This window comes from Colwellia demingiae (assembly GCF_007954275.1).
GTDB classification, from domain to species: Bacteria; Pseudomonadota; Gammaproteobacteria; order Enterobacterales; family Alteromonadaceae; genus Colwellia; species Colwellia demingiae.
In genome coordinates this window covers 445,668-469,614 of record NZ_VOLT01000005.1, presented here as the reverse complement: position 1 = coordinate 469,614, position 23,947 = coordinate 445,668, and the positions used below count along the sequence as shown (strand labels likewise).

Below are 23,947 nucleotides of genomic sequence, written 5' to 3'. Positions count from 1 at the left end.
GATAGCGACAGCTTTTCTGGCCTTACAAGCACAGCTCTTGCACCGTGAATAAATAATTCTCGTAGGCCTTTATTCCCTCGTTTACTTATACCGAGTAACCTTGGCTTTCCTCCCGTTGAAAACTGATGTGGAACCAAGCCAATCCAAGCGGCTAAGTGCCTCCCATTTTTAAAGTCAGCGGCGTTACTAATATCAGATAAGCAACGGCTAGCGGTTAGGTTTCCCACTCTAGATCAGGTTCATGCCTTAATGATCTGAAAATCCTCATTAAAACACCTTTTTTGGACCATAAATTAAAGCGCCTATATATGGCACTCCAATCACCAAACGACTCCGGCACATCACGCCAAGGACAACCTGTTCGCATTCGATATAAAATACCTTCCATAGTATTTCTGTGTGTAGGCTTGTCATACACTCTATCTTTGAGCATTATAACGCTCAGTTTTGACCAGTGTTCATCGTTAAGCATTGTTCGGGGCATGGTGATCTCGTGTTTCTATTTCTGGCGAAATAATTATACGAGATTGCCTTTTTAGTTCAAAATCTAATCACGAAAGATCAACAGACCCTAATAACACCAGTAAAAAATTTTAAATATTTTATGAATTTATTCTACATTTACTCAATACCTTTATTAAGAGCGGACATTGTTTTTTTATTAAACTTTTTTCTAAATTTGACCTAACTTTTAAAGCTGAGCTGAAGATAAAATCATATCTGCGGCTTTTTCTGCAATGGCCATGGTGGGTGCGTTAGTATTACCGCTAATCAAAGTCGGCATTATTGACGCATCAACCACCCGCAAATTTTCAATGCCGTAAACCTGTAATTGATGATTAACCACGGCATTATCGTCATTACCCATCTTGCATGTACCAACGGGATGAAAAACAGTGCCTAATAGTTCTTTAGATTTAATGAAAATATCTTCATCACTTTGTGCTTGAACACCTGGATGCATCTCTTCACCTCTATGCTCATCAAAAGCAGATGTAGCAAAAATTTTTCTAATCACTTTGATACCATCAATCAATATTTGTTTATCAGCAGGGTGTGAAAAGAAATTAAAATCAATTTCAGGGGCAACCATTGCATTGGCAGACTTGAGTGTGACCATACCCGTACTTTTAGGACGTAACACGCAAACATGACAAGAATAACCTTCGTTCATCATAAGCTTAATTGCTCGACCATTGTCATCGTATAATAAAGGCGCCATATGCAATTGAATATCAGGTAGTTCACAGGTCTAATTTGACTTTAAAAAGGCACCAGCCTCTGTAATTGTATTAGATAACTTCCCCTGTTTTTTGGTGAAGTATTTAATAGTTTCAGGCAGCATTCGCAGCAATCCTCTTACTGAAGTACTAAGACCATCACGTTTCTTACTTTTCACAAGTACACATGCATCTACGTGTTCTTGTAGGTTTTTTCCAACACCGGGTAAGTGATGAATACAGTGAATATCATGTTGTTGAAGGTGTTGCTTGTCACCTATGCCCGATAACATTAATAGTTGCGGTGAGTTTATTGCCCCGCTGGATATGATGACTTCTTTATTGGCTTTAATTGTATAGTGCTTACCCCGTTTTACGTATTCAATACCGATAGCGTTTTTATTTTCAAGTAAAACCTTAGTGGTTAAGGCTTCAACAATTACCGTTACATTTTTTCTTTCAAGTGTTGGAATTAAATATGCTTTAGCGGCACTACATCGTTTACCGTCTTTTATGGTACATTGATAGTAACCAGCACCTTCTTGAGAGCCATTATTAAAATCATCGGTAATGTTATAACCCGCTTCTTCAGAAGCATTTAAAAATATCTTGTTGAGAGGAAAATTAATATTTCCATCACTCACATGTAAAGGGCCATTACCGCCATGGTATTGGCTTTCGCCTCGAGTATTTGTTTCAGATTTTTTAAAATAGGGAAGCATGTCATCATAAGACCAGCCCTCATTACCTAAATTTTGCCAATGGTCGTAGTCTTGTTTTTGACCCCGAATATATAACATCGCATTAGTTGAAGAGCTTCCACCTAGCATTTTACCTCTAGGGACAAATATAGGTGCTCCGTTTCTAATGCTGGGTTCAGGTTTTGCGTTATAAGACCAATTATATTTTTTTGAAAACATAAAGTAACCAAAAGCCGCAGGTATGCTTGCAAAAGGCGTTTTATCTACAGGCCCCGCTTCAAGAATACATACAGTGTACTTACCATTTTCAGAGAGCCTATTTGCTAATACACAACCGGCGGAACCAGCTCCTACGATGATATAATCATGTATTTTATTCGCCATGGTCTTAAATCCAACTATTATTATTTTTCAGTAGTATTTATTGTGGCGCTCCATGTGTCAATATATTTTTGGTAAATAAATAATCAATCTATTTGAGGAAAAGAGTAGAGTTATAGAGAATACTGGGAAATAAGGTAACGTGAAGTTTATTCTTGATGACACTATTGACACGCTGTATGTCAGTAGTATATTTTTACTAAGTAGAATACTGTACTGCGTGTTATTAGTTAGTATTGGTTGGGATCCTAGTTAAGGGATATTGTGAAATTTACTATGAGAAATATATCTGTGATTACTTATCGTTTTTGTAAAGTATTAAGTTTAATAGCTTTGTTGAGTGCTTGTTCTGATCCTGTTCAATACGAAGTTGATGCGGACGAGCAAGGGCATACCGCTCCTACAGCGGCAACAATTAAAGTGAATGAAAGTTTATTAACAACATTACCTTTTAATGACCGAAAAGATTTTGATGATGTTAAACGTGGTTTTATTGCCGGCGAAGACAATTTAGTTATCAAAGGGCCAAATGATACAACTATTTGGGATATGTCAGCGTATAATTTTATAAAATATCAAGGCGAATACGGCAATGCTCCTAGTAGTGTAAATCCAAGTTTATGGCGCCAAGTGTCGTTAAACAATAATCATGGATTATATAAACTACAAGACGGTATATATCAATTAAGAAATTATGATTTAGCTAATATGACCATTATTGAAAGTGATAATGGCTGGATTATTGTTGATCCATTAACCGCGAAAGAAACAGCCATTAAAGCATTATCATTTGCTCAACAACATCTGGGTAAAAAACCCATTAAAGCAATTATATTTACCCATAGCCACATAGATCATTTTGGTGGCATTGACGGTGTTTTATCTATGCTTAGTAAAGATGAAAAAAACACGTTACAAATAATAGCCCCTAAAGGTTTTCTAGAAGAAGCGGTAAGTGAGAATCTGATTGCAGGTATTGCCATGGGTCGCAGATCTGAATTTATGTATGGTAAACATTTAGCACGCTCAGAAAGAGGGCATGTCGGCTCAGGTTTAGGTAAAGGCCCTGCGTTTGGTACTTTTGGCTTAATTGAGCCAACGACACTGATAGATTATACAACCAATGAATTAAATATTGATGGTGTGCCATTTGTTTTCCAGTATACACCGGGTTCAGAAGCACCAGCAGAGTTCACTTTTTATTTACCTGAACACAAAGCATTTTGTGGCGCTGAAATTGTATCAAAAACCATGCACAACCTTTATACACTTCGAGGTGCAAAGGTGAGAAATGCAACACAATGGAGCGCTTTTATTGATCAAGCAAGAGATAAATTTAGTACGGCAGAATTATATTTTGGTAGTCACCATTGGCCAGTGTGGGGTCAAGAAAATATTCAGTCCTTTATGATTCAGCAACGAGATACGTATAAGTATATCCATGATCAAACCGTTCGCTTAATGAACGAGGGGCATACGCCTAACGAAATAGCCGAAATGTTAGTGTTACCTCAATCACTTCAAACGTCTTTTTCAAATCGAGGCTATTACGGCACGCTAAAACATAATGTAAAAGCGGTATATCAAGCTTATATGGGGTGGTTTACTGCAAACCCCGCAATGCTTGATCCATTACCAGAAGAAGAAACAGCAAAGCGTTACATAGCGGCAATGGGTGGTGCTGAATTAGTTTATAAAAATGCTAGTATATTATTTGAAAAGGTTAACGAGCTTAACGCCGAAGAAGTTAATGCAGAATATAGATGGATTGCTCAGTTACTGAACCAAGTTGTCTTTGCCCAACCTGAACATTCACAAGCAAAAGCATTACTTGCTAAAACGTATGATCAACTTGGTTATATGGCTGAATCAGCGCCATGGAGAGATTTTTATTTATCCGGGGCTTATGAGCTTCGCCATGGTGTATCTGATAAAGGGCGCTCTCTCTCTGAAATAAAAAATGTTTTACTTCAAACACCCGTTCATAAGTTTTTTGAAAATATGGCTGTAAACTTAAATGGAATAAGAGCAGAGGGTGAGTCATTAACCATCAAAGTTAATTTTACTGATTTACAGCAACAATATTTATTGATTCTAGAAAATTCAGTGATAAGACATAAAATAGCCAATGAAACAACGCAGGCGGGTACAACCATAAACATTACTAAACCACTCTTTATTGACTTAATTGTGGGAGACGCAGGTTTAAAAGATACTTTATTTGGCGAAGACTTAAATATAGAAGGGAGTAAACTTGATTTGTTAACGTTCTTACGTCTAATTGATAAACCTCAGGGTACCTTTAATATTGTGACACCTTAATAAAGCTAAGGTTATGATAATTATCGCTGATGTTGAGTTTATTGGACAACTACATCATAACTGCTAGCCAGTATTATCCAAGACGTACTCGGGATACTACTGGCTGACAATCAAACTGTTCAGGCCAGTACTGGAAGTCGTGATTTTAGTTGTAATATGAATGTAATGACTTAATATATGCCATTAGAAACCTTCGAGTTTTGAAATGATGGAAAAATCATCGCTCACGGCTGACGATATAGCGGCTATGATCGCTCGTCAAGTTGAGGATAATGAATTGTATTTATTACCCCATAAAAGAGAACGAAATCTATGGCGGCTTCAGCGATTATTCCCTGCGTGGTTTGCAAAAAAATGACCCAGTTTTATGTCAAGTCCTTTAGTAAGAAGTTAGAGAAATAAGCATTATGGCTAGTATTTATCTTATTCGTCATGGGCAGGCGTCATGGGGAAAACCTGAATATGATCAACTTTCAACATTAGGTTGTGAACAAAGTGTGATTTTAGGGCGTCATTGGCAAAACATGGTTAAACCAGATTTATATTATTCAGGTGGCATGATACGCCATGGGAAAACCGCCGAGCACTTCTTTAATGGTTTAGAACAATATCAGTCTATAACAAGTCACTTAGGTTTTAACGAATTTGACCATATGGACGTACTCAGCTGTTATCAACCTGACTGGATTGACCAACGTAAATTTAACCAGTTTTTGAAATTACAAAAAAATCCTAACAAGGCCTTTATTGTTGAATTTACTCAAGCACTAAAACGGTGGTTTAGTGGCGATTTTAGTGATTATAAAGAGTCCTTTGTTGTTTTTAAACAGCGTTGTAGTAAAGCCCTCGAAGACGTAATCAAACAAGTTCACTTACAACAAGATGCTACAGGTAAATCTGCTGAAAATATTATGATATTTACTTCTGGTGGAGTAATTGCGTCAATTTGCGCACACGTTTTAGGTATTGGCGACAAAGAAATGATGTCACTCAATCAACAATTAGTGAATACCAGCGTAACCAAACTGTTATTTAATAAAGATAAGGTAACGTTGGATTCAGTGAATAATTATAGCCATGTAGAGCTTGCGGGCAGTAAATTTATAACAAGAAAATAAGTTAATTTTAAATATAGTGACAAAGTACAAGTCTTAGTCGAGAAGTTAAATGCCTTTATGGCCGAATATGTGTTTCCTAACAAAGAAGTAATGCATCAGCAAGTAGAGACTAATGGTTGGAATACACCACCATTAATGAAAGAACTACAACAAAAAGTCCGAGATGCCGGATTATGGAACCTGTTTTTGCCGACTATTTATGGAAAATACAGTTCGAGGTTAACTAACTTAGACTATGTCCCTCTTGCTGAAATTATGGGGTATGTTCATTGGGGGCCTGAGGTGTTTAATTGTGCAGCGCCAGATACGGGTAATATGGAAGTGCTCGCCAAGTAAGGTAGCGATGATCAGAAGGAAAAAATGGCTAGAGCGTTTATTAAACGCAGACATACGTTCTGCATTCGCTATGACAGAACCTGATGTAGCATCGAGTGATGCGACTAACATTGAAACACTGATAGAACGTGATGGTGATGAATACGTTATCAATGGTCGTAAGTTTTACATTAGTGGCGCTCAACGTAAACAGTGTGAAATTATGATTGTTATAGGTAAGTCAGCCCCTGACAATGCCAATCGTTATATTCAACAGTCAATGGTATTAGTGCCTATGAATACACCGTGTGTGACTATAGTTAGGCCAATGAAAGTGATGGGGTATGATGATGCGCCTGAAGGGCATTCAGAAATAACTTTTGAAAATGACAGAGTACCCTTGGAAAACATAATTAAAGGTGAGGGTAAAGGTTTTGAAGTTGCTCAAGGGCGTTTAGGACCAGAAGCTAATTCACGTTGATTATGGGTATTATTTATTTCATCCGAATGAGCACGTACTTATTCAGGTGTTTGTTCTGCTTCAGGTAAGAATATACCCTCGGTTTCAAACAACTTAGTACTAGAAAAACCACCACTTCCTGCACACAAAATATAACGATTGGGTGTATCATCATCACATAACACTAACGCTGCAGCGGTCACTGACTTGGGGGTTAACAAGGTTAATATTTTTTAGGAATCAAGTCTTCGGTCATGCGTGTTGCGGCAGTAGGCGCTAGGGCATTAACACGAATGTTGTTTTTTGCACCTTCGAGTACCAAGGTATTCATTAAACCTAATACCGCCATTGTAGCAGCTCCGTAGTTACTTTGACCAAAATTACCATACATGCCACTGGATGAAGTGCTCATTACAATACGGCCATAGTTCTGTTCGCGCATAATAGGCCAAACGGCTTTGCTGCAGATTACTGAACCCATTAGATGTACATTGGTTACCATGTTAAAGTATCAAGTTCCATTTTGGAAAATAATTTATCACGAAGAATACCAGCATTGCTGATTAAAATATCAACTCGGCCCCACTTCTCCATTGTTTTCTTAATCATATCTTGAACTTCGTCATAGTTAGCCACGTTAGCAGCATGGCTAAAAGCTTCACCTCCTGACTTTATAATTAACTTAACCACTTCTTCAGCGGCCTCTGAGGAAGCGCCACTGCCATCTCGAGCGCCACCTAAATCATTAATTACAACTTTTTCTCAACGTTCTGCAAGTGCTAATGCATGGCTGCGACCTAAACCATTTCCTGGCAACTTTACCTTAAAAACTAATAGTCATATCTTTCTCTTTTAAATTTATAAATAAATTGCATCTTTTTTATTTGAATATACCTAATACCACTTTGTTTGGTATTACTTAACTATTTGCATTGATAGCCATAGTGCGGTCAATGCTGGTTTGTCTTCACCTTCAATCTCTATCGTTACTTCTGTTTTAAAAATAAGCTGTCCCGGTTTTTTTTCGATGATCTCTATCGTTTTAGCATGACATCTTATGCGGCTATTAACCTTCACAGGGTTAATAAAACGGACTTTATCGAAGCCGTAATTAATGCTCATTATTATGGTGTCTACAGTAACAGCGAATGATTCAGCAAAATATGAAAGCATAGAAAGGCTTAAAAATCCGTGAGTTATCGTTGAGCCAAACGGTGTTTTCTGGGCTTTTTCAACATCTACATGAATGAATTGATGGTCAAGGGTACAGTCGGAAAATTGGTTAATTTGTTTTTGAGTGACGGTGAACCAATCGGTACTTTCTAATGGCTTACCAACAATACTTTGAATTTCAGATCTGGCTAAAGTTTTCATTATTAACTCCTGGCTAATTCTTTATTACTTATATAGTGATTAGTTATTGCTACAGCTGATTTAGAACCAAGCTTCTTGCATAGCAAAATGTGTGTCATCAATATTTTCTACAATGGATGCCCATAAGTAAGTTTTAGGTAATTCAATGCGATAGAAAAATTTCATTGCTTGTAATTTACCAAGATAAAATTCTTTATCTTCTTGGTGAGGTGTTTTAGCGAGTCCAATAATGGCACTCATTCCTTGTTTCAACCAAAGCCATGAAATAACAATATGTCCAAACATATCGAGATAAGTTACTGAGTTTGAGAAGACTAGGTCAGCACATTCTACAGAGCTGGCGTCGAGTACTTTTTTTGTTGTCAACTCTAAGATAGCAATGGCATTGTTTAATTCATTAGCACAAGACGCTAATTGCTTTATTCCTGTCGCTTTTTCTATGGTATTTTGCATTAGTTGAAGTAAAGCGATATAACCTGCGCTGTTCTTTGTCGATATCTTTCTTGTCATTAAATCAAGGGACTGTATGCCAGTACTGCCTTCATGGATGGGATTTAGCCTATTATCACGATAGAACATCTCTACAGGGTGTTCGTTAATATACCCATGCCCCCCTAATACTTGAATAGCAAGAGAATTAGCTTTTGGTCCCCATTCTGAAGGCCAACTTTTAATCATTGGGGTTAGAAAATCCAGTAGAAATTGTGCTTGTTGACGCTCTTCTTTATTCTCTGCCGTTTTTATATTGTCAGATAATAAACTACCAAATAAACAGAGCGACCAAGCGCCTTCGGCATAGGCTTTTTGAGTTAATAACATTCGACGAACATCGGGATGTTGAATAATGTTTACAGGTGTTGATTTTGGATCTTTACAAGACAGTAATCGACCTTGTCGTCTTTCTTTGGCGTAATCTAAAGAATATTGGTAGCCAGTCATAGCCGTGATTGCGGCACTGCTTCCCACCATAATTCTTGCTTCGTTCATCATATGGAACATGTAAGTGAGTCCCATATTCTCTTCACCCACCAAATAACCTATGGCACCACCTTTTTCACCAAAATTTAATGCGGTAGACGTTTGACCGCGCCCACCCATTTTATGGAAAAGTCCGGTTAAATTAACATCATTACGTTGACCTAGACTAGTGTCATCATTGACTAAGTACTTAGGGACAATGAATAAAGTGATACCTTTAATTCCTTTAGGAGCACCTTTAACACGGCCTAAAACTAAGTGTACAATATTATCGCTAAGTTCATGATCTCCACCTGAAATAAAAATTTTATTACCGCTAATTAAATAATAATCATCATCTTGTTTTATCGCGGTAGTGGTTAAATCTGCTAAGCCTGACCCTGCTTCTGGTTCAGTCATAGCCATAGTGCCCATAAAGCGACCTTCGCGCATGGGCTTGACCCAGGTTTTAATTTGTTTTTCACTGCCGTGTGCTTCAATAAGATTACAGTTAGCATTGGTTAACGCAACATAGCCTAAGGTTGTGCTTGCTGCTGCGATTAGATAAGCGTTAACCGTATTTGCGACTATTTCTGGTAGTTGCATACCTCCAGCATCGTAGTCAGAAGCGGGCGCTGCAAGACCAGCTTGAATTACAGAGTCAATTGCGGGCTTTATTTCTGGGATCATTGTTACTTTGCTACCATCGAATGTTGGTTCGCATTGATCTATTTTTTTTCGGATAGGTAAAAAATATTTTTCCGCTATGACTTTTGCTGTGTCAACAGCAGCATTAAAACTTTCTTTATCATGATCTTTAAAACGTTCTCGAGTTATTAATTTTTCTACGTCAAACAGTTCGTATAACATGAAGGATAAATCACGTTCATTTAACATTTTTGCAGACATTCTGTATTCCAAAAAAACTATATATTGATAGTCATTAAAACTTATGACACATAAGGTGTCAATACATTGTGTGTAATTATTTCAGATGGATCTGTAGAGGGCCTTAAATTTAACTAACTAAGCTGTGTTGCTACATTTCTTCGCGTAAGAGCAGGGCCTAAATCAAGCTCGCTAAAAGGCTCGTTCATAAATGTACAGGTAAATTCATCGACTTGTTTTTTAGTCTGGTTATCTAGTGAAGTAAACTCTTTTTGAATACGCTGTAACATCCATACTGTGTAGGGCATTGCTGCTCGTGAAAAGGGTTCTCCATCCATAAAACAACGTGCTTGGCCAACACTACGTGGAAGTTTGTCACCACTCTTTAAGTGATGTGTTGTGATGAAAGCTCTCAATTCAGTAACAATGCTTTTTGACATGGGAATAAACTCACTACCAATAACGTTTAATATTTCCATTACTGAATCTGGAATTTCATCATTAGCTAAATAATCACCCATTTTTCCTTCACCTGAGTGGGTACGCTCTACCCATTGTTGCAAGTTTGGACGTGTATCTAATAACGTACGTTTAGGGACAGGATCTCGATTTAAATGACCATATAGAGGGCCTAATAAAGCAAAGTCAGCAATAGATGGCTTATCACCAAATAAAAATTTATAGCAGGAAAAATGCTGTTCAAGCATATCTAACACTTTATTGGTCCAACGCTCTATCATCTCTATTTGATTTGAACGAACACCTGATGAAGGTAAAAAATCATGCATTTTTTTTGCTATTTTTTTTGCCATGGGCCGACGAATAAAATTAGGGACATATGGTAATAGCGCTTTACTCGCATCATTAATAAAAAGCGGGTAGTTTTCAGGATATGACCAACGATAATGTAATCCAATAGGTATCCACCATTCATCTGCCCATGCTTCAAGTAATTTAGATGCCACCCTTTGTTTTGGTGAATGTGGGATAACACTGTCCTTAGGAAATCTCTGTTCTAATACGTCAATAATAATAGAGCTGTCTTGAAGCCAATCTCCCTTAGCATCGCGAACTACGGGCATTACCATAACGCCGATCTTTTTTGGAATACGATATAAAAGATTAAATGCATTAACGTTGTTATCTGTATAGGGAATACCTTTGAAATTTAAGTAACCTCTGATTTTTCCGGCAAAATAAGATAGCTGCCAACCGTAAAGCGTATAGTGTGAATTCATTTTATATGTTGCCTTTAATAAATATTTATTGCTCTGAATATGCGACATAAATACTAAGTGACTAGTAAACTAAGTCATTAATATTACGCTTTGTACGTATCTTTAAAATATGTACAACCAATGACTTACTATTAATTTTGCCAATAAAGATATTTATCGCCTTTTTTATATTTATGTCTTATCTCGCCCGATTTATCTATCATAATTGGTACGTTAACAACACTTGGCCACAAGGGTGCTACTTGTTCAGCATTATGCGAGACTAATAAAACTTCTAATTCAGTCACTTTTTCGTGTTGAACTAATGCGAGATTATTTTGTTCGGTTGGATCATTAGTTAAATTAAACAAAAACTTCATTGGTGGAGCGTCAGGAAAATTTGGCTGTTCTGCTCGAATTAACTTCCACCCTTTATGTAACACAGACTGTTGATGGCCTTGTCGCCAGAATAGGGTTTCGTGTGGTGTTCCGGTATTTTCATTTAATATATAAGGTAAAAAGTCGACACCATCTAATTTGATGTGTGCCGGTGCACTGGCGCCTGCGGCTGCTGCAATTGTTTGAAATATATCAGAATGATGAACGGCTTTGTCATAGGTTATGCCTGCGGGTATTTTGGCTGGCCACTTTGCCATAAAGGGAATATGTATTCCTCCTTCAAAGTTTGTTATTTTCCAACCTCGGTAGGGTTTATTGATATCAGGTAAGTCGATATAACCAGCACCGCCATTATCGCTAGTAAAAATAACCAAAGTATTGTCAGTTAGCCCGTTATCAGCCAATGCTTGAATAACTTTAGCTACACTACGATCAAGCGCGCGTATCATGGCACTATAAACTCTTAGTTTATGATCTTTAATATGAGACAGCGCATCATAATCGGCTTTTGATGCCTGTAATGGATTATGAATACCCCAGTGGTCTAATTCTAAATAGAATGGTCTGTTTTTATTTTTCTCAATAACTTTTACTGCTTCATCAGTGTAATAATCTGTTAAGTAACCCTTAGGTGAAAACGCTTCACCATCATTAAATTTTGCGGAATATTGTCCAGCAGCCCATACCATATTGTCGAGACCAGAAGCTTCTACAGGGGCATTTACTACATTCTCATCGTCTTTTGGCATATATAAAGAGCCATTTAACATCAGAGAGTCATCAAAACCTTGTATTTGAGGTGTTAACCCAACATGCCATTTACCTATATGGGCGGTGTAGTAGTCTTCTTGATTTAATAATTCAGCAATGGTGAATTCTGATGCAGGCATACTTAATAGTTCGATATTGAGTAATGTTTTAGATGTTGCGGTATCCACTAGTGTTGGAATAGGACTTGGCTCTAATTCTTCAATCCAATTCAATATTTTTACACCCACTTTAAATATAGGTGTGTATTCAAAACCAAAGCGAGTCGAATATCTACCCGTTAGCATACTGGCGCGAGAGGGAGCACAAATAGCGGCTCCCGCATAACCATTATTAAATTGCACGCCTTGGTGCGCAATAGCATCAATGTTAGGTGTTTCAATGACTCGGGTCATATCTTTGTTATATAATGAAATATCATTAAAGCCCATGTCATCTGCAACAATAAGTACAATGTTAGGTTTTCTTTGTACTGGTGAATTTTTCGCTTGTTCGGGCCCTTGTGACCAATTAATGTCGATATTAGGGCCAACGGGGTATTGATAGTCTCTCGCGATAGGCGCTAACAACATGGTAATATTTAATCTTTGCTGATAAGTAAATATCCCAATAGCTAAAAGAGATAATAGAATAATAATTATTTTTTTCATTATGTTATCCGTAGTGTATTAGTTGATGCTTGTATATCAACTTGGGTTAACTTGGGTTTTGTTCAATAAAAGATTTTACTATCATATCTTTCATCGATTTCATCACCTCAAACGCACCTTCTTTAGAAAGGTTTTGCATATTTCGTAATTGCGCCCAAGTATCTGAAGAGGTAGCAGCCTGTAGGCTTGCATAGAGTGTTCTATTCTCAGCATAATCAAAAGGTAAGATCTGTTTATGCGCCTTTTCTTCAACGTATAGCCACTTCTCTAAACGATCTTTTAGAAAGGGAGAGTGCTGGCTATGGTAGACAATAGCGACTCTGTAACACATTGTTTTATCGTAAATAGCGCACTTTCTTATTAACGATTCATGCAGTTGATCTTGCCAGGTATTAACTTCTAAAGGCTTTACTATCATATCTTCGAAGGTTCGTTCAATTTCAGGGACTAATTCACGATATAATAATTCCATTTCATTAAAACGACGAAAAACAGTTCTTAAGCCAACGCCAGATATTTTGGCAACTTCTTCGGCTCGAGGTGTTATTTTTCCTTCGCCTATTAATTGTAAAAAAGCTTGTACGATTTTTACTCTACTGACAGTAGAACGTGCTTTTCTTCCATCTGGTTTTATTATGCAATCAACGTTTTTTTCCACGGGAGTAACCACTAAAACACCCTCATTAGTTTATTATTTGTGTCGTAAAGGCAGATGATAAATACATATGATTTTATAAAAAACACAACGGCTAAATCTGTGTGATTTAACCGTTGTGAATATTAGTATTAAAAATTAGCACTGAAAAATAGTGCTTAAACGTTAGTACTAAAAGTTAGCGCTAGAAAGTCGTTCTAAATGTTACGCCGTAAGTGGCAGGCTCGGTGTAAAAATTAATCATTTTACCGGGTTGCAGTGTTGCCGGTATGCCTGAACCTTTAGTCGTCTCATCGGTTATATTACGTCCCCAAAAAAGTAGGTTGAAATCGTAGTCATCAAAGGTAACTAATACACGCGCATTTATTAAACGACTGGAATCAACCTTAGATAGTGGATCATTACCAGTTTCACTATAAAAATCATCTCTATAATTATAATCAATGCTTGCCGTACCATAGATACTATTAGTAAATTCGAACTCTTGTGATAATTGAAGCAACAAGGTGTTTTCGGGCTGTAGCACGGGTTTATTTCCAGCTTGGTCACAAAAAGGGTCATCTGGGTTTTCTAGTCCTGGAGGTGTTATACCAGTATGCCATGGAGTAACAATCCAGCAGTTCCCTTTATCAAATGTTTCATATTCAGCTTGAGTAAATGCATAAGCAAGCGATACAGTGAGAGTGTCAGTAGGTAACCAAACACCTTCTACCTCAACACCTGAGGTATCGTAATCACCTGCATTTTGTAAATTAAAACCAGTACCTGTGTAAGATGCCTGTTGAAAATCTTCAACTTTTGTTTGATGAGCAGCAATATTAAGTCGTAACGCTTGATCAGGAAAATCTTTCTTCAATCCAACTTCAAATGATTGTGATGTTTCAGCGTCAAATATTGGATCGAATGATTCATCTATATTATCTGTATTAGTTCCGCCTGATTTATAACCTGTACCGTAAGATGCATAAATTAAAGTATCATCATTAGGCTGATAAGCGAGTTTAAACGTACCCGTAACTTGTTCGTCGTCTAGACTGTCTTGAATATCTGGCCGAGACGAAGTTGCGGGTGCTAAAGATTGGAAAGCCCAACCTTCCTTCTGAAAGGGCTGAAAAGTTTGAACTGCCTGTCCAAATGCAGGGGTACCCGGTGTAATAACACCCGCTTGAATCATCTGCAAGGCTGCACCAGCAGCACCTGCACTGTATAACAAGCTACCAGGAACAATTGTTTCAGGATCAGCGCGGTTACCTATAGAGGTAATATCTGTCGGATGGATTGCACCACTGGCGTAATGCTCAGTAAAGGTATTGCTTAATTTTTTATTCTCATCGGTGTATCGTAAGCCGGCCGTAATAGTTAATTCATCGCTTAGCTTGTAATCAACTTGCCCAAATACAGCATAACTTTTGTGCTTTTGCTCTGAATAAGCTGAAAAATTTGTGTCACCGGGAGCTGCTGACGCAGCCGGTGCAATCGCACCACCTGTTAGAGCACTTATTTGGTTAATACCCTGAATTACGCCATTCAACCCACCTTGAAGTGCGCCATTTAAGACGTAGTTATTAAAGTCATCACCTACATGAAGAATACCATCAACATCTAAGTTTTGACTGAAGTAATACAAACCACCGATGACATGGAGTTTTTCACCGCTATAGTCTAAGCGAAGTTCTTGAGAAATGGAGTTTTGCTCTGCATCATTTGTTTTGTCTAGCATGTTGAGGTTAGTAAAATCACCTTCTGTATGGTCAAAGGAGTTAAATTGTCGATAAGCCGATAAGGAAGTGAACGATAACGTATCGCTAATATCCCATGTTATTTCTGCCGACAGGCCACTGTCATCCATTGTTGATTCAGGTAAAAATGAAAATGCAGTCATTCGTTCATCAAAATCAGCTGACTTGATGATTGTTGCGTTGAAAAGCGGCGATGAAAGTAGAGTGTCACTACCAAATTTTCCGGGTATTCCACTTGCTTGAAAATTATTAGTGGTAGGGTTTGCACCACAACAGATCTCGTCAATTTCAGAGTAATCGGCAACTATGCGTACAGTAAGGTCATCTGATGGGGTATATAACGCTTGTAATCTACCACCGAATCTATTTCGGTCATTAAGAACATCTTCACCAAACTCTATATCACTTACGGTACCATCACGTTGACTACCAAACCCCGTTACCCTAAAGGTTAGTAAATCTTCAACGGCGGTGAATGATGAAGCACCAGAAAAACTCAGTAGTCCATAATTACCTGCGGTAAACTCAAGAAAACCGTTTCGGTCACCATGGCTAGGCGCAACAGTACGTATATTAATAGCGCCCATTGGAGTGTTCTTACCAAATAAGGTGCCTTGCGGACCCCTTAATACTTCAACCGCGTCAACATCGACATAGTTATTAATCATCGCATTTTGACGAGAACGATAAACGCCATCAACATATAAACCTACTGAAGACTCAAGTCCGTAGTTTTGAGGAGATGTACCTACTCCTCGAATAGAAAAACTAGCATGGGTAGCACTTTGGCTTTGAAAAACACCTAAACCTGGAACACTTGCTTGAAGGTCATAAATATCTTTTATCGCTTCTGACGTTAAGGTTTCGCCTGTAACGGCTGTAACCGCAATAGGAACTTCTTGTAAGTTTTGAATTCTTTTTTGAGAGGTTACCGTAATTACTTCTAGTGAATGCGTTTTATCTTCTTGCTCCGCAGCTTGTAATGACAAACTCGAACTAGCAAGTAGTGCAGGAATAAGTACGGATAAATACTTTTTATTAGTTATTAATTTATTATTTGAATTCATGTTTTTCCCCAGTAGATGTTATTTTTTGTAATTATTTTTATATCATTAATACATATTGGCACTCTGTGTGTCAATATTATTTTGAATAAAAAACAAACTTAGATAATCATTAAATTTTTGCTGAGATTAATATTTTTAATTTGTTATATAGGTTATCTACCGTTATGTGTTTTTTGTTGTTCTACTAAGGTCTTATATGGTGTTTTGTCTTTATTTGCATAATTATCAATGATTTATGTTTATCGTGTTATCTTTTGACACTCTTAGTGTCAAAATAATTGACACTGGTAAGAAAGGTGGTTTATATTTATTACGGTTAACGATATCAATTTATAACGTAAATAAATCGTTTGAATAAATTTAATAGGGAGAATATATGAACGCATCTGAATTATTTAATTTAACGGGTAAAGTGGCATTAGTTACCGGTGCAAGTCGTGGTATTGGTGAGAGTATTGCTAAATTACTGGCTCAAAATGGCGCACATGTCATTATTTCGAGTCGTAAACTAGATGATTGTCAAAAAGTGGTTGATACCATTATTGAGCAAGGCGGCAGTGCACAAGCTATAGCATGCCACATCGGTGATTTGACTCAAATAAAAAGTATTTTTTCCGATATAGCACAGCAACACGGAAAACTTGATATTTTAGTAAATAATGCAGCGGCAAACCCCTATTATGGTCACATACTTGATACTGATTTAGATGCTTTTCAAAAAACAGTTGATGTAAACATACGTGGTTATTTCTTTATGTCGACTATTGGCGGAAAACTGATGAAAAAACAAGGTGGTGGCGCAATTGTTAATGTAGCATCGGTTAATGGCGTAATCCCGGGAGAACAGCAGGGAATATACTCTATTACCAAAGCCGCAGTAATCTCCATGACCAAAGCGTTTGCTAAAGAATGCGCGCCATTCAATATTCGTGTTAACGCTTTATTACCCGGCGCAACCGATACAAAATTTGCTTCAGCGTTGGTCAAAAACCCTCAAATATTAAGCCATGTTATGGCTCATGTCCCAATGAATCGTGTTGCGGAGCCGGATGAAATGGCGGGTACAGTACTGTATTTGGTTTCTAATGCGTCAAGCTATACCACAGGTACATGCATTAATGTTGATGGCGGGTACTTGTTAGCTTGATGATAGTCACTTCAATATATGAACATGATGATAATAGCTTAACATTTGTCGATTGTTATACCATTGAGGAACGAAAGATGATTGCAGGGTCTTACTCGCTTACGGTGGTGTTTGTTTAGATAATATGATGTTTAGACAAAATAGCCTTGAAATAATAGCCATGCAGAATTGAAATGTTTTTACACTAGAGTCCCCGTTTTCTGATGTGCCTACCCGTATATTAAAGGGAATGACCGAATCCTAATCGGTGTACAAAGTAAAGAAGAGTATGTTGCTGGTTATTGCCAGTATATGGCGATATAAAAATAATAATTGGATATTTTGTTGAGTCGAAATAATGGTTCAATACGTTACTAAGACATAAATTTAATGAGAAAATCGGCAATAAAGTTTACTCGTAAAGTCACGTTAAATGTAGCGTTTGAAATAAAGAAAAAATAAGGCAATTATCAATGAAAGCAATTGTATGTAATGAATTTAGTGAATTAGAAAATTTAGCACTTTCTGATGTTGAGTCTCCACAAGCTAAAGCCGGACAAGTAGTACTTAACATTGAAGCAGCAGGGGTTAACTTTCCTGATGGGCTTTTAGTTCAAGGGCTTTATCAAATGAAGCCACCAACACCGTTTATTCCAGGCTCTGAAGTTGCGGGTACGGTTGCGACACTTGGAGAGGGTGTTACACACCTTAAAGAAGGCCAACGAGTTGTTTGTTTTTGTATGTTGGGCGGTTTTGCAGAGCAAGTGGCAGTAGATGCACGAATGGTTATGCCTTTACCTCAAGAGATTGCTAGCACTGAAGCTGCTGGTTTATTAACAGCGCACGCTACCGCGCATCATGCACTTCGTCAACGTGGCAACTTAGCCGCAGGTGAAACTTTATTAGTCACAGGAGCTGCAGGAGGTACAGGATTAGCCGCTATTCAAATAGGTAAGGCTATTGGCGCTAATGTTATTGCTGTTTGTTCAAGTGATGAAAAACTCGCTATAGCCCAAGAAAACGGTGCTGACATCCTTATTAACTCAAGTGAGGTCGATGTAAAATCTACTCTCAAATCAGTAACAGAGGGCAAAGGAGTCGATGTTGCTTACGACTGTGTTGGTGGTGAGTTATTTAATGCTTGCCTAAGTAATATGGCATGGAATGGTCGGTTGTTAGTTGTCGGTTTTGCCAGCGGCGACATACCTAAAGTGTCAGTGAACTTAACGTTAGTAAAAGGCTGCAGTGTGGTTGGTGTTTTTTGGGGGACCTTTACCCAGAAACAGCCGAAAGATTTTATGTTGAATATGCATGAATTATTACAATGGTATCAAGAAGGTAAAGTTAAAGTCGTTATTGATGAAATCTTTGAGTTATCGGCAACGGTCAATGCTATTAATAAATTGATGAGTCGTAAGGTCAAAGGCAAAGTAATCATTACACCCTAATTTTTCTGCTGTTCATAAGAAAAACTGATAAGTAAACCCATAATAAAAATACTACATTACAGGAGATTAAAGATGGATCCGTTGCTAGATTTCACCAATAAAGTTGTTTTAATTACAGGGGCAGCAAAAGGCTTTGGAAAATTACTCGCGCAAGCATTAGCTGAACGTGGCGCTAAATTAGTCTTGGGTGACATTGATAAAAAAGGTGTTGATGAAGTAGCAAGCGCCTTAGCGAATAATGGTGCTGATGTTGTCGCTTTGTCTTGTGATGTCTCGGTAAACTCTCAATGTAAAGCGATGGTTGATACTGCCGTTGAAAAATATGGCCGTTTAGATATAGCGGTAAATAATGCAGGTATAGGTCAAGGTTTTATGCCGCTTCATGAAACTGACGAAGCCTTAATGGATCTTCAGTTCAATGTGAATGTTAAGGGCGTTCAATTTGGGATGCGTTATCAAATTAGCCAAATGTTAACACAGGGTAATGGCAGTATTTTAAATGTCAGTTCAATGGCTGGTTTAGGTGGAGCACCTAGAATATCGGCTTATTGTGCCGCGAAACATGCGGTAATAGGTTTAACGAAAACGGCAGCGGTTGAATATGCCAGCGAAAATATACGTATTAATGCTATTTGCCCATTTTTTACTTTAACCAGTATGGTCACTGAATCTACCAATAGTGATATGCGTGCGCAGATGAGTCAAGGTGCGCCGATGAAACGGTTGGGGCAACCAGAGGAAATAGTTGCGATGATGGTCATGATGTTATCACCTAAAAACACTTACATGACAGGGCAATGTATTGCTATTGATGGTGGTGTTTCTGCCAGCTAGTTATAGCATTCAGTATTAATATAGTCCTGATCTAGTCTTGATATAGAAAAATAACTACCACTCATATTGGCAATGTTGAGTGGCTTTATAAATATACCAACAAACAATTAATAACATATAAAAATTAAGTTTGTGGTTTTAGTTAGGGGATGAAGATGAATGAAACAATAAAATACTCAATGGCAGCAATAGTAGTAATCGCAAGTTTAGCTGGGATTGCTAAAACCGCTATTGATGAAATAAAGCTTGCGGCATCAGCTTATTTATATGGTTATCCCTTAGTTATTATGGAAGAAACCCGTAAAGGTTTGACTGCCCATGGTGGTATGAATCAACTAAAACATACTCAAGATTTTCCTGATAGTGATTTTCGTTTAGTCGTTAGACCAAATGTAGACACGCTTTATACCTCTGCATGGATTGACCTTTCACAAGGTCCCTTAATTTTATCTATGCCCGCTACAGGAGAACGTTATTACGTGCTACCTTTTATGGATGCATGGACTAATGTATTTGAACGCCGTGGCACCAGTACTACCGGTAATGAAGCACAAGAAATTGCCGTCGTTGGCCCAGACTTTACCGGCGAGTTGCCCAGTGGTATTGATTCGGTAGTAAAGTCGCCTACGGATATGGTTTGGATGATAGGTCGAATTCAAAGTAACAGTAAATTTGATGTCGTTAATGTTGCAAACATTCAAGCTGATATGGCATTAACACCTCTAGCGTTATGGAAAACAGGAGAAAGATATAAAGGTGTAACGAATAGTTTATCAGAAGATAAATCTATTGATCCAATGAAAATTGTTGATGCCATGGATGCTCAGACCTTTTTTAGTAAGATGAACACACTGATGGAACAACAATCTCCAGCGTCTGTCGATAGTGATGAGCTTGCTAAATTTGCGCATTTAAATATTGTCGCAGGTGCTAATTTTCAAAAAGATAATTTAGGGTTCATACAGCAATGGGCGGTAGAGAAAGCCTTACCATTAACGATAGAAAAATTATTGCAAGCAGTGGGCATTAGAGAAGCCAATGAACAAGGGTGGAATGTGATGCTTGATTTAGGTACTTACGGCACTAATTATAAACTTCGAGCTGCGATTGCACGACTTGGTTTAGGAGCATTGCCCGCAATAGAGGCGAGTTACCCAAGTACTAGTGTTGATGCGACAGGACATGCCTACGATGGTAGTAATAATTACGTCTTACATTTCCCTGCAGAAAATATTCCATCAGTCCGTGCATTCTGGTCATTATCTATGTACGACCATGAAGGATTTTTTATCGATAATTACATTAATCGTTATGCCATAGGTGATCGTTCTGGATTAGAGTTTAATGCAGATGGCTCGTTAGATTTGTATATTCAAAACCAACCGCCCAGCCAAGGTACGAGTAACTGGCTTCCTGCCCCAGCAGATAAATTTAATTTATTGTTAAGACTTTACATGGTTGATGAGGCTTTTCTTAAGGGTGAATGGACGCTTCCTCCTGTACGTAAAGTTGAAAATAAATCTGACTCGCTAAAAGCGGTTTAATCGCATCATTTTAAATATTCTACATAGAGAGATATATAATGGAAAAAGTTTGGCTAAAAAGTTACCCACCGGGTGTACCGGAAGAAATAAACCCTGAGCAATATAAATCATTGGTTACGTTATTTGATAAATCTACTAAAAAGTATGCTGATAATATTGCTTTTATTAATATGGGAACAAACTTAAGTTATGGTGATTTAGCTGAACAATCGCGAGATTTTGCGGCTTATTTACAACAAAATATGGGGCTTCAAAAAGGCGATAAATTCGCGATTATGGTACCCAATGTATTGCAGTATCCTATTGCCTTATTTGGTGCATTAAAAGCAGGACTTACCGTTGTTAATGTAAATCCTCTTTATACGGCGAGGGAACTTGAACATCAACTTAAAGATTCTAAAGCCAAGGCTATGTTAGTTGTTGAAAATTTTGCTGTTACTTTAGAGTCAGTTATCGCTAATACCTCAGTTGAACATGTGATAACAACACAATTAGGCGACAGAGCAGGATTTTTAAAAGGTAAAATGATTAATACAGCCGTTAAGCACATAAAGAAAATGGTACCTAACTTTAGTTTACCGGATTGCATTAAGTTTAATACCGTACTTAAACAAGGTAAAAAACTCTCTTTTCAAGAGGTTGATGTTTTTCCTGAAGATCTTGCTTTTCTGCAGTACACGGGTGGAACAACAGGCGTAGCGAAAGGAGCCATGTTAAGTCACCGAAATATTGTGGCAAATATGCTACAGATGAACGCGATGGTAAAACCCTTAACAGTAGAGAATAAAGAGTTAGTGGTTACCGCTTTACCGCTTTATCATATTTTTGCATTAACGTGTAACTGTTTAAGCTTTATGACTTTTGGTGGTGCTAATTTACTTATCACTAATCCAAGAGATTTACCTATGTTTATTAAAACCATGAGTAAATATCCTATTACTGCCTTTGCAGGTTTAAATACGTTATTTAATGGCTTATTAAATGAACCTGATTTTTTAAAGTTAGACTTTAGCACTTTAAAATTAACGTTTGCTGGAGGTATGGCAACACAAAAATCAGTAGCAGATAAGTGGCATGATGTTACAGGTTCACCCGTACTTGAAGGGTATGGGCTGACAGAATGCTCACCTTGCGTAACTACTAGCCCCTATGATCAAACCTCTTTTTCTGGCGCTATCGGAGTTCCTTTACCTTCAACAAGTGTAAAGCTGCTTGATGATGAAGGTAATGAAGTTGCCCTTAATGAACCGGGTGAAATGTGGATAAGAGGTCCTCAGGTTATGCAAGGTTATTATAATTTACCTGAAGCAACGGCAGAGGTAATTATAGATGATTGGGTTGCGACGGGTGATGTAGCTACCGTTGACGAAAATGGATTTTTTACCATCGTAGATCGTAAAAAAGACATGATTTTGGTCTCTGGTTTCAATGTTTTCCCTAATGAAATTGAAGAAGTTATCTCCATGATTGATGACATAATTGAAGTGGCCGTTATTGGCATACCTTGTGAACAGTCAGGTGAAAAAATCAAAGTATTCTTAGTGACTAAAAGTGGCGAGTTAAACAAGAAAGCTTTGATTGAACATTGTCGATTGCAACTGACGAGCTACAAAATCCCTAAAGAATTTGAGCTAAGAGACGAATTACCAAAGAGTAATGTTGGAAAAATATTGCGCAAAGATTTAAGATCATAATGTTAGATTTTTATGCAGGGCCATCCGCATTAAAAACAATTAACGAGCAAGGTTTTAAAGCCGATCTGTTTAATAGTTTTCTAGGCGCAAGTGGTGGTCCTAAATGGTTTACTTTATTCGGCTTAGATAAATACCTATTTGGTGACTTCTTTGTGAATAGGAGCAAACCACTCAACATTATTGGCTCAAGTGCAGGCGCTTTTCGTGCTGCCTGCTTTTGTACCAATGATCCTGTGTCAGCAGTGTCTGATTTTGCAAAGCGTTATAGCGAAATTACCTACGAATCTAAACGTCCTACACCACAACAAGTAACGGATAGTGCAATTGATTTAGTGGATAGTTTACTCGGTAAAAATAGTAACCGAATCAACGAAATCATAACTAACCCTTTATATAAAGCTCACTTTATTGTTACAAAAGTAAATGGCTTAGTCGCTTCTGAAAACAAACTGCTACAAGGAATAGGACTGCTTAAAAGCTATATAAAAAACTATCAAAGCCGGAAAGGACTGTCGAGTCAATATCAACGCTTTATTTATCATAGTGTAGCGAGTGATATTGACTTATATGACCCCTACAATATTCAAACACATACCGTAAATTTATCAGCAGACAATTTTAAGGATGCTTTGCTCGCCTCTGGTTGTATTCCATTGATAATGGCAGGTATTAAAGACATTACGGGCAGCCCTGAGGGCGTTTATCGTGATGGCGGCATTATTGATTATCACTTTGATTTTCATATTAAAAATCAAGGGTTAACTCTATACCCTCATTTTAGTCATACCATTAAAGCTGGCTGGTTCGATAAAAATTTACAACGTAGTTTTAAGCCCGAAAATTACAATAATATTGTTTTTGTTTGCCCCTCTAAAAAGTTTATACAGTCACTACCCTATACCAAGATACCCGATAGAAATGACTTTCATACACTCGATGACTCAAGTCGAATTAAATACTGGAAAAAAGTACTTGTTGCATCAGAGCAATTAGCACAAAGCTTTGACGATTTTTATCAACATCAACAGCTAAAAAAAATAAAAGTCATCTCACTGCTAAGTACATAAGAA

General features: G+C 37.6%; 21 protein-coding genes and 2 pseudogenes. 10 read left to right on the top strand and 13 right to left on the bottom strand.

What is annotated here, in order from left to right:
* The 4 genes and pseudogenes from ESZ36_RS12585 to ESZ36_RS12575 form a co-directional block, all read right to left on the bottom strand.
* Positions 1-176: pseudogene (locus tag ESZ36_RS12585) on the bottom strand (transposase); the annotation flags it as partial.
* A gap of 44 nt (positions 177-220) precedes the next feature.
* Positions 221-484: pseudogene (locus ESZ36_RS12580) on the bottom strand (transposase); the annotation flags it as partial.
* 207 nt (positions 485-691) lie between these two features.
* Positions 692-1,222 (bottom strand): GMC family oxidoreductase, encoded by a 531-nt coding sequence (locus ESZ36_RS22920; protein ID WP_246129086.1) that lies wholly within the window; start codon positions 1,220-1,222, stop codon positions 692-694.
* 30 nt (positions 1,223-1,252) lie between these two features.
* Entirely contained in the window at positions 1,253-2,305 is a 1,053-nt protein-coding gene (locus tag ESZ36_RS12575; protein WP_246129085.1) for a GMC family oxidoreductase, read from the bottom strand.
* A gap of 273 nt (positions 2,306-2,578) precedes the next feature.
* Between ESZ36_RS12575 and ESZ36_RS12570 the strand changes: the two genes are divergently transcribed.
* From ESZ36_RS12570 to ESZ36_RS23195, 4 genes are all read left to right on the top strand, one after another.
* Positions 2,579-4,624, top strand: coding sequence for an alkyl/aryl-sulfatase (locus ESZ36_RS12570; protein WP_146788382.1), 2,046 nt, complete (start codon positions 2,579-2,581; stop codon positions 4,622-4,624).
* 407 nt (positions 4,625-5,031) lie between these two features.
* Entirely contained in the window at positions 5,032-5,742 is a 711-nt protein-coding gene (locus tag ESZ36_RS12565; protein WP_146788380.1) for a histidine phosphatase family protein, read from the top strand.
* Positions 5,743-5,799: 57 nt separating this feature from the next.
* On the top strand, positions 5,800-6,078 hold the full coding sequence (locus tag ESZ36_RS23200; RefSeq protein ID WP_425457389.1) for an acyl-CoA dehydrogenase family protein: 279 nt from the start codon (positions 5,800-5,802) through the stop codon (positions 6,076-6,078).
* A gap of 7 nt (positions 6,079-6,085) precedes the next feature.
* Positions 6,086-6,538 carry an acyl-CoA dehydrogenase family protein gene (locus ESZ36_RS23195; RefSeq protein ID WP_425457387.1) on the top strand — a complete coding sequence of 151 codons (453 nt, stop codon included), beginning with the start codon at positions 6,086-6,088 and terminating at the stop codon, positions 6,536-6,538.
* A gap of 38 nt (positions 6,539-6,576) precedes the next feature.
* On the opposite strand, the gene ESZ36_RS22915 is transcribed toward ESZ36_RS23195, so the two are convergent.
* The 9 genes from ESZ36_RS22915 to ESZ36_RS12525 all read right to left on the bottom strand — a co-directional run bounded on the left by ESZ36_RS22915 (position 6,577) and on the right by ESZ36_RS12525 (position 16,231).
* Complete coding sequence (locus ESZ36_RS22915; RefSeq protein WP_246129084.1) at positions 6,577-6,738, bottom strand: hypothetical protein; 162 nt, start codon at positions 6,736-6,738, stop codon at positions 6,577-6,579.
* A gap of 2 nt (positions 6,739-6,740) precedes the next feature.
* Positions 6,741-6,998 carry an SDR family NAD(P)-dependent oxidoreductase gene (locus tag ESZ36_RS23075; RefSeq protein ID WP_281285043.1) on the bottom strand — a complete coding sequence of 86 codons (258 nt, stop codon included), beginning with the start codon at positions 6,996-6,998 and terminating at the stop codon, positions 6,741-6,743.
* Positions 6,999-7,012: 14 nt separating this feature from the next.
* Positions 7,013-7,207, bottom strand: coding sequence for an SDR family NAD(P)-dependent oxidoreductase (locus ESZ36_RS23070; protein WP_281285042.1), 195 nt, complete (start codon positions 7,205-7,207; stop codon positions 7,013-7,015).
* A 225-nt stretch (positions 7,208-7,432) separates the two neighbouring features.
* Positions 7,433-7,891 (bottom strand): MaoC family dehydratase, encoded by a 459-nt coding sequence (locus ESZ36_RS12550; RefSeq protein WP_146788377.1) that lies wholly within the window; start codon positions 7,889-7,891, stop codon positions 7,433-7,435.
* A 60-nt stretch (positions 7,892-7,951) separates the two neighbouring features.
* Entirely contained in the window at positions 7,952-9,757 is a 1,806-nt protein-coding gene (locus ESZ36_RS12545) for an acyl-CoA dehydrogenase (RefSeq protein WP_146788375.1), read from the bottom strand.
* Between the two features lie 113 nt (positions 9,758-9,870).
* Entirely contained in the window at positions 9,871-10,974 is a 1,104-nt protein-coding gene (locus tag ESZ36_RS12540; protein WP_170235836.1) for a glutathione S-transferase family protein, read from the bottom strand.
* A gap of 131 nt (positions 10,975-11,105) precedes the next feature.
* Positions 11,106-12,770, bottom strand: a complete 1,665-nt coding sequence (locus ESZ36_RS12535; protein WP_146788369.1) for a sulfatase-like hydrolase/transferase — start codon at positions 12,768-12,770, stop codon at positions 11,106-11,108.
* Positions 12,771-12,816: 46 nt separating this feature from the next.
* Positions 12,817-13,440, bottom strand: coding sequence for a TetR/AcrR family transcriptional regulator (locus ESZ36_RS12530; RefSeq protein WP_146788367.1), 624 nt, complete (start codon positions 13,438-13,440; stop codon positions 12,817-12,819).
* Positions 13,441-13,609: 169 nt separating this feature from the next.
* Positions 13,610-16,231, bottom strand: a complete 2,622-nt coding sequence (locus ESZ36_RS12525) for a TonB-dependent receptor (protein WP_146788362.1) — start codon at positions 16,229-16,231, stop codon at positions 13,610-13,612.
* A 376-nt stretch (positions 16,232-16,607) separates the two neighbouring features.
* Here ESZ36_RS12525 and ESZ36_RS12520 point away from each other — a divergent pair, with 376 nt between their 5' ends.
* From ESZ36_RS12520 to ESZ36_RS12495, 6 genes are all read left to right on the top strand, one after another.
* The gene (locus ESZ36_RS12520; RefSeq protein ID WP_146788360.1) at positions 16,608-17,378 is read left to right on the top strand and encodes an SDR family oxidoreductase; all 771 of its coding nucleotides are present in this window, start codon (positions 16,608-16,610) and stop codon (positions 17,376-17,378) included.
* A gap of 452 nt (positions 17,379-17,830) precedes the next feature.
* A complete protein-coding gene (locus ESZ36_RS12515) occupies positions 17,831-18,805 on the top strand; it encodes an NADPH:quinone oxidoreductase family protein (protein ID WP_146788358.1) in 975 nt (324 codons plus the stop codon).
* 72 nt (positions 18,806-18,877) lie between these two features.
* Complete coding sequence (locus tag ESZ36_RS12510; protein WP_146788355.1) at positions 18,878-19,639, top strand: SDR family NAD(P)-dependent oxidoreductase; 762 nt, start codon at positions 18,878-18,880, stop codon at positions 19,637-19,639.
* Between the two features lie 155 nt (positions 19,640-19,794).
* On the top strand, positions 19,795-21,183 hold the full coding sequence (locus ESZ36_RS12505) for a DUF1254 domain-containing protein (RefSeq protein ID WP_170235835.1): 1,389 nt from the start codon (positions 19,795-19,797) through the stop codon (positions 21,181-21,183).
* 38 nt (positions 21,184-21,221) lie between these two features.
* Entirely contained in the window at positions 21,222-22,877 is a 1,656-nt protein-coding gene (locus tag ESZ36_RS12500; protein WP_146788350.1) for an AMP-binding protein, read from the top strand.
* Entirely contained in the window at positions 22,877-23,944 is a 1,068-nt protein-coding gene (locus tag ESZ36_RS12495; RefSeq protein WP_146788347.1) for a patatin-like phospholipase family protein, read from the top strand. Before ESZ36_RS12500 ends, ESZ36_RS12495 begins: the two co-directional genes overlap by 1 nt.
* Positions 23,945-23,947: the final 3 nt, after the last annotated feature.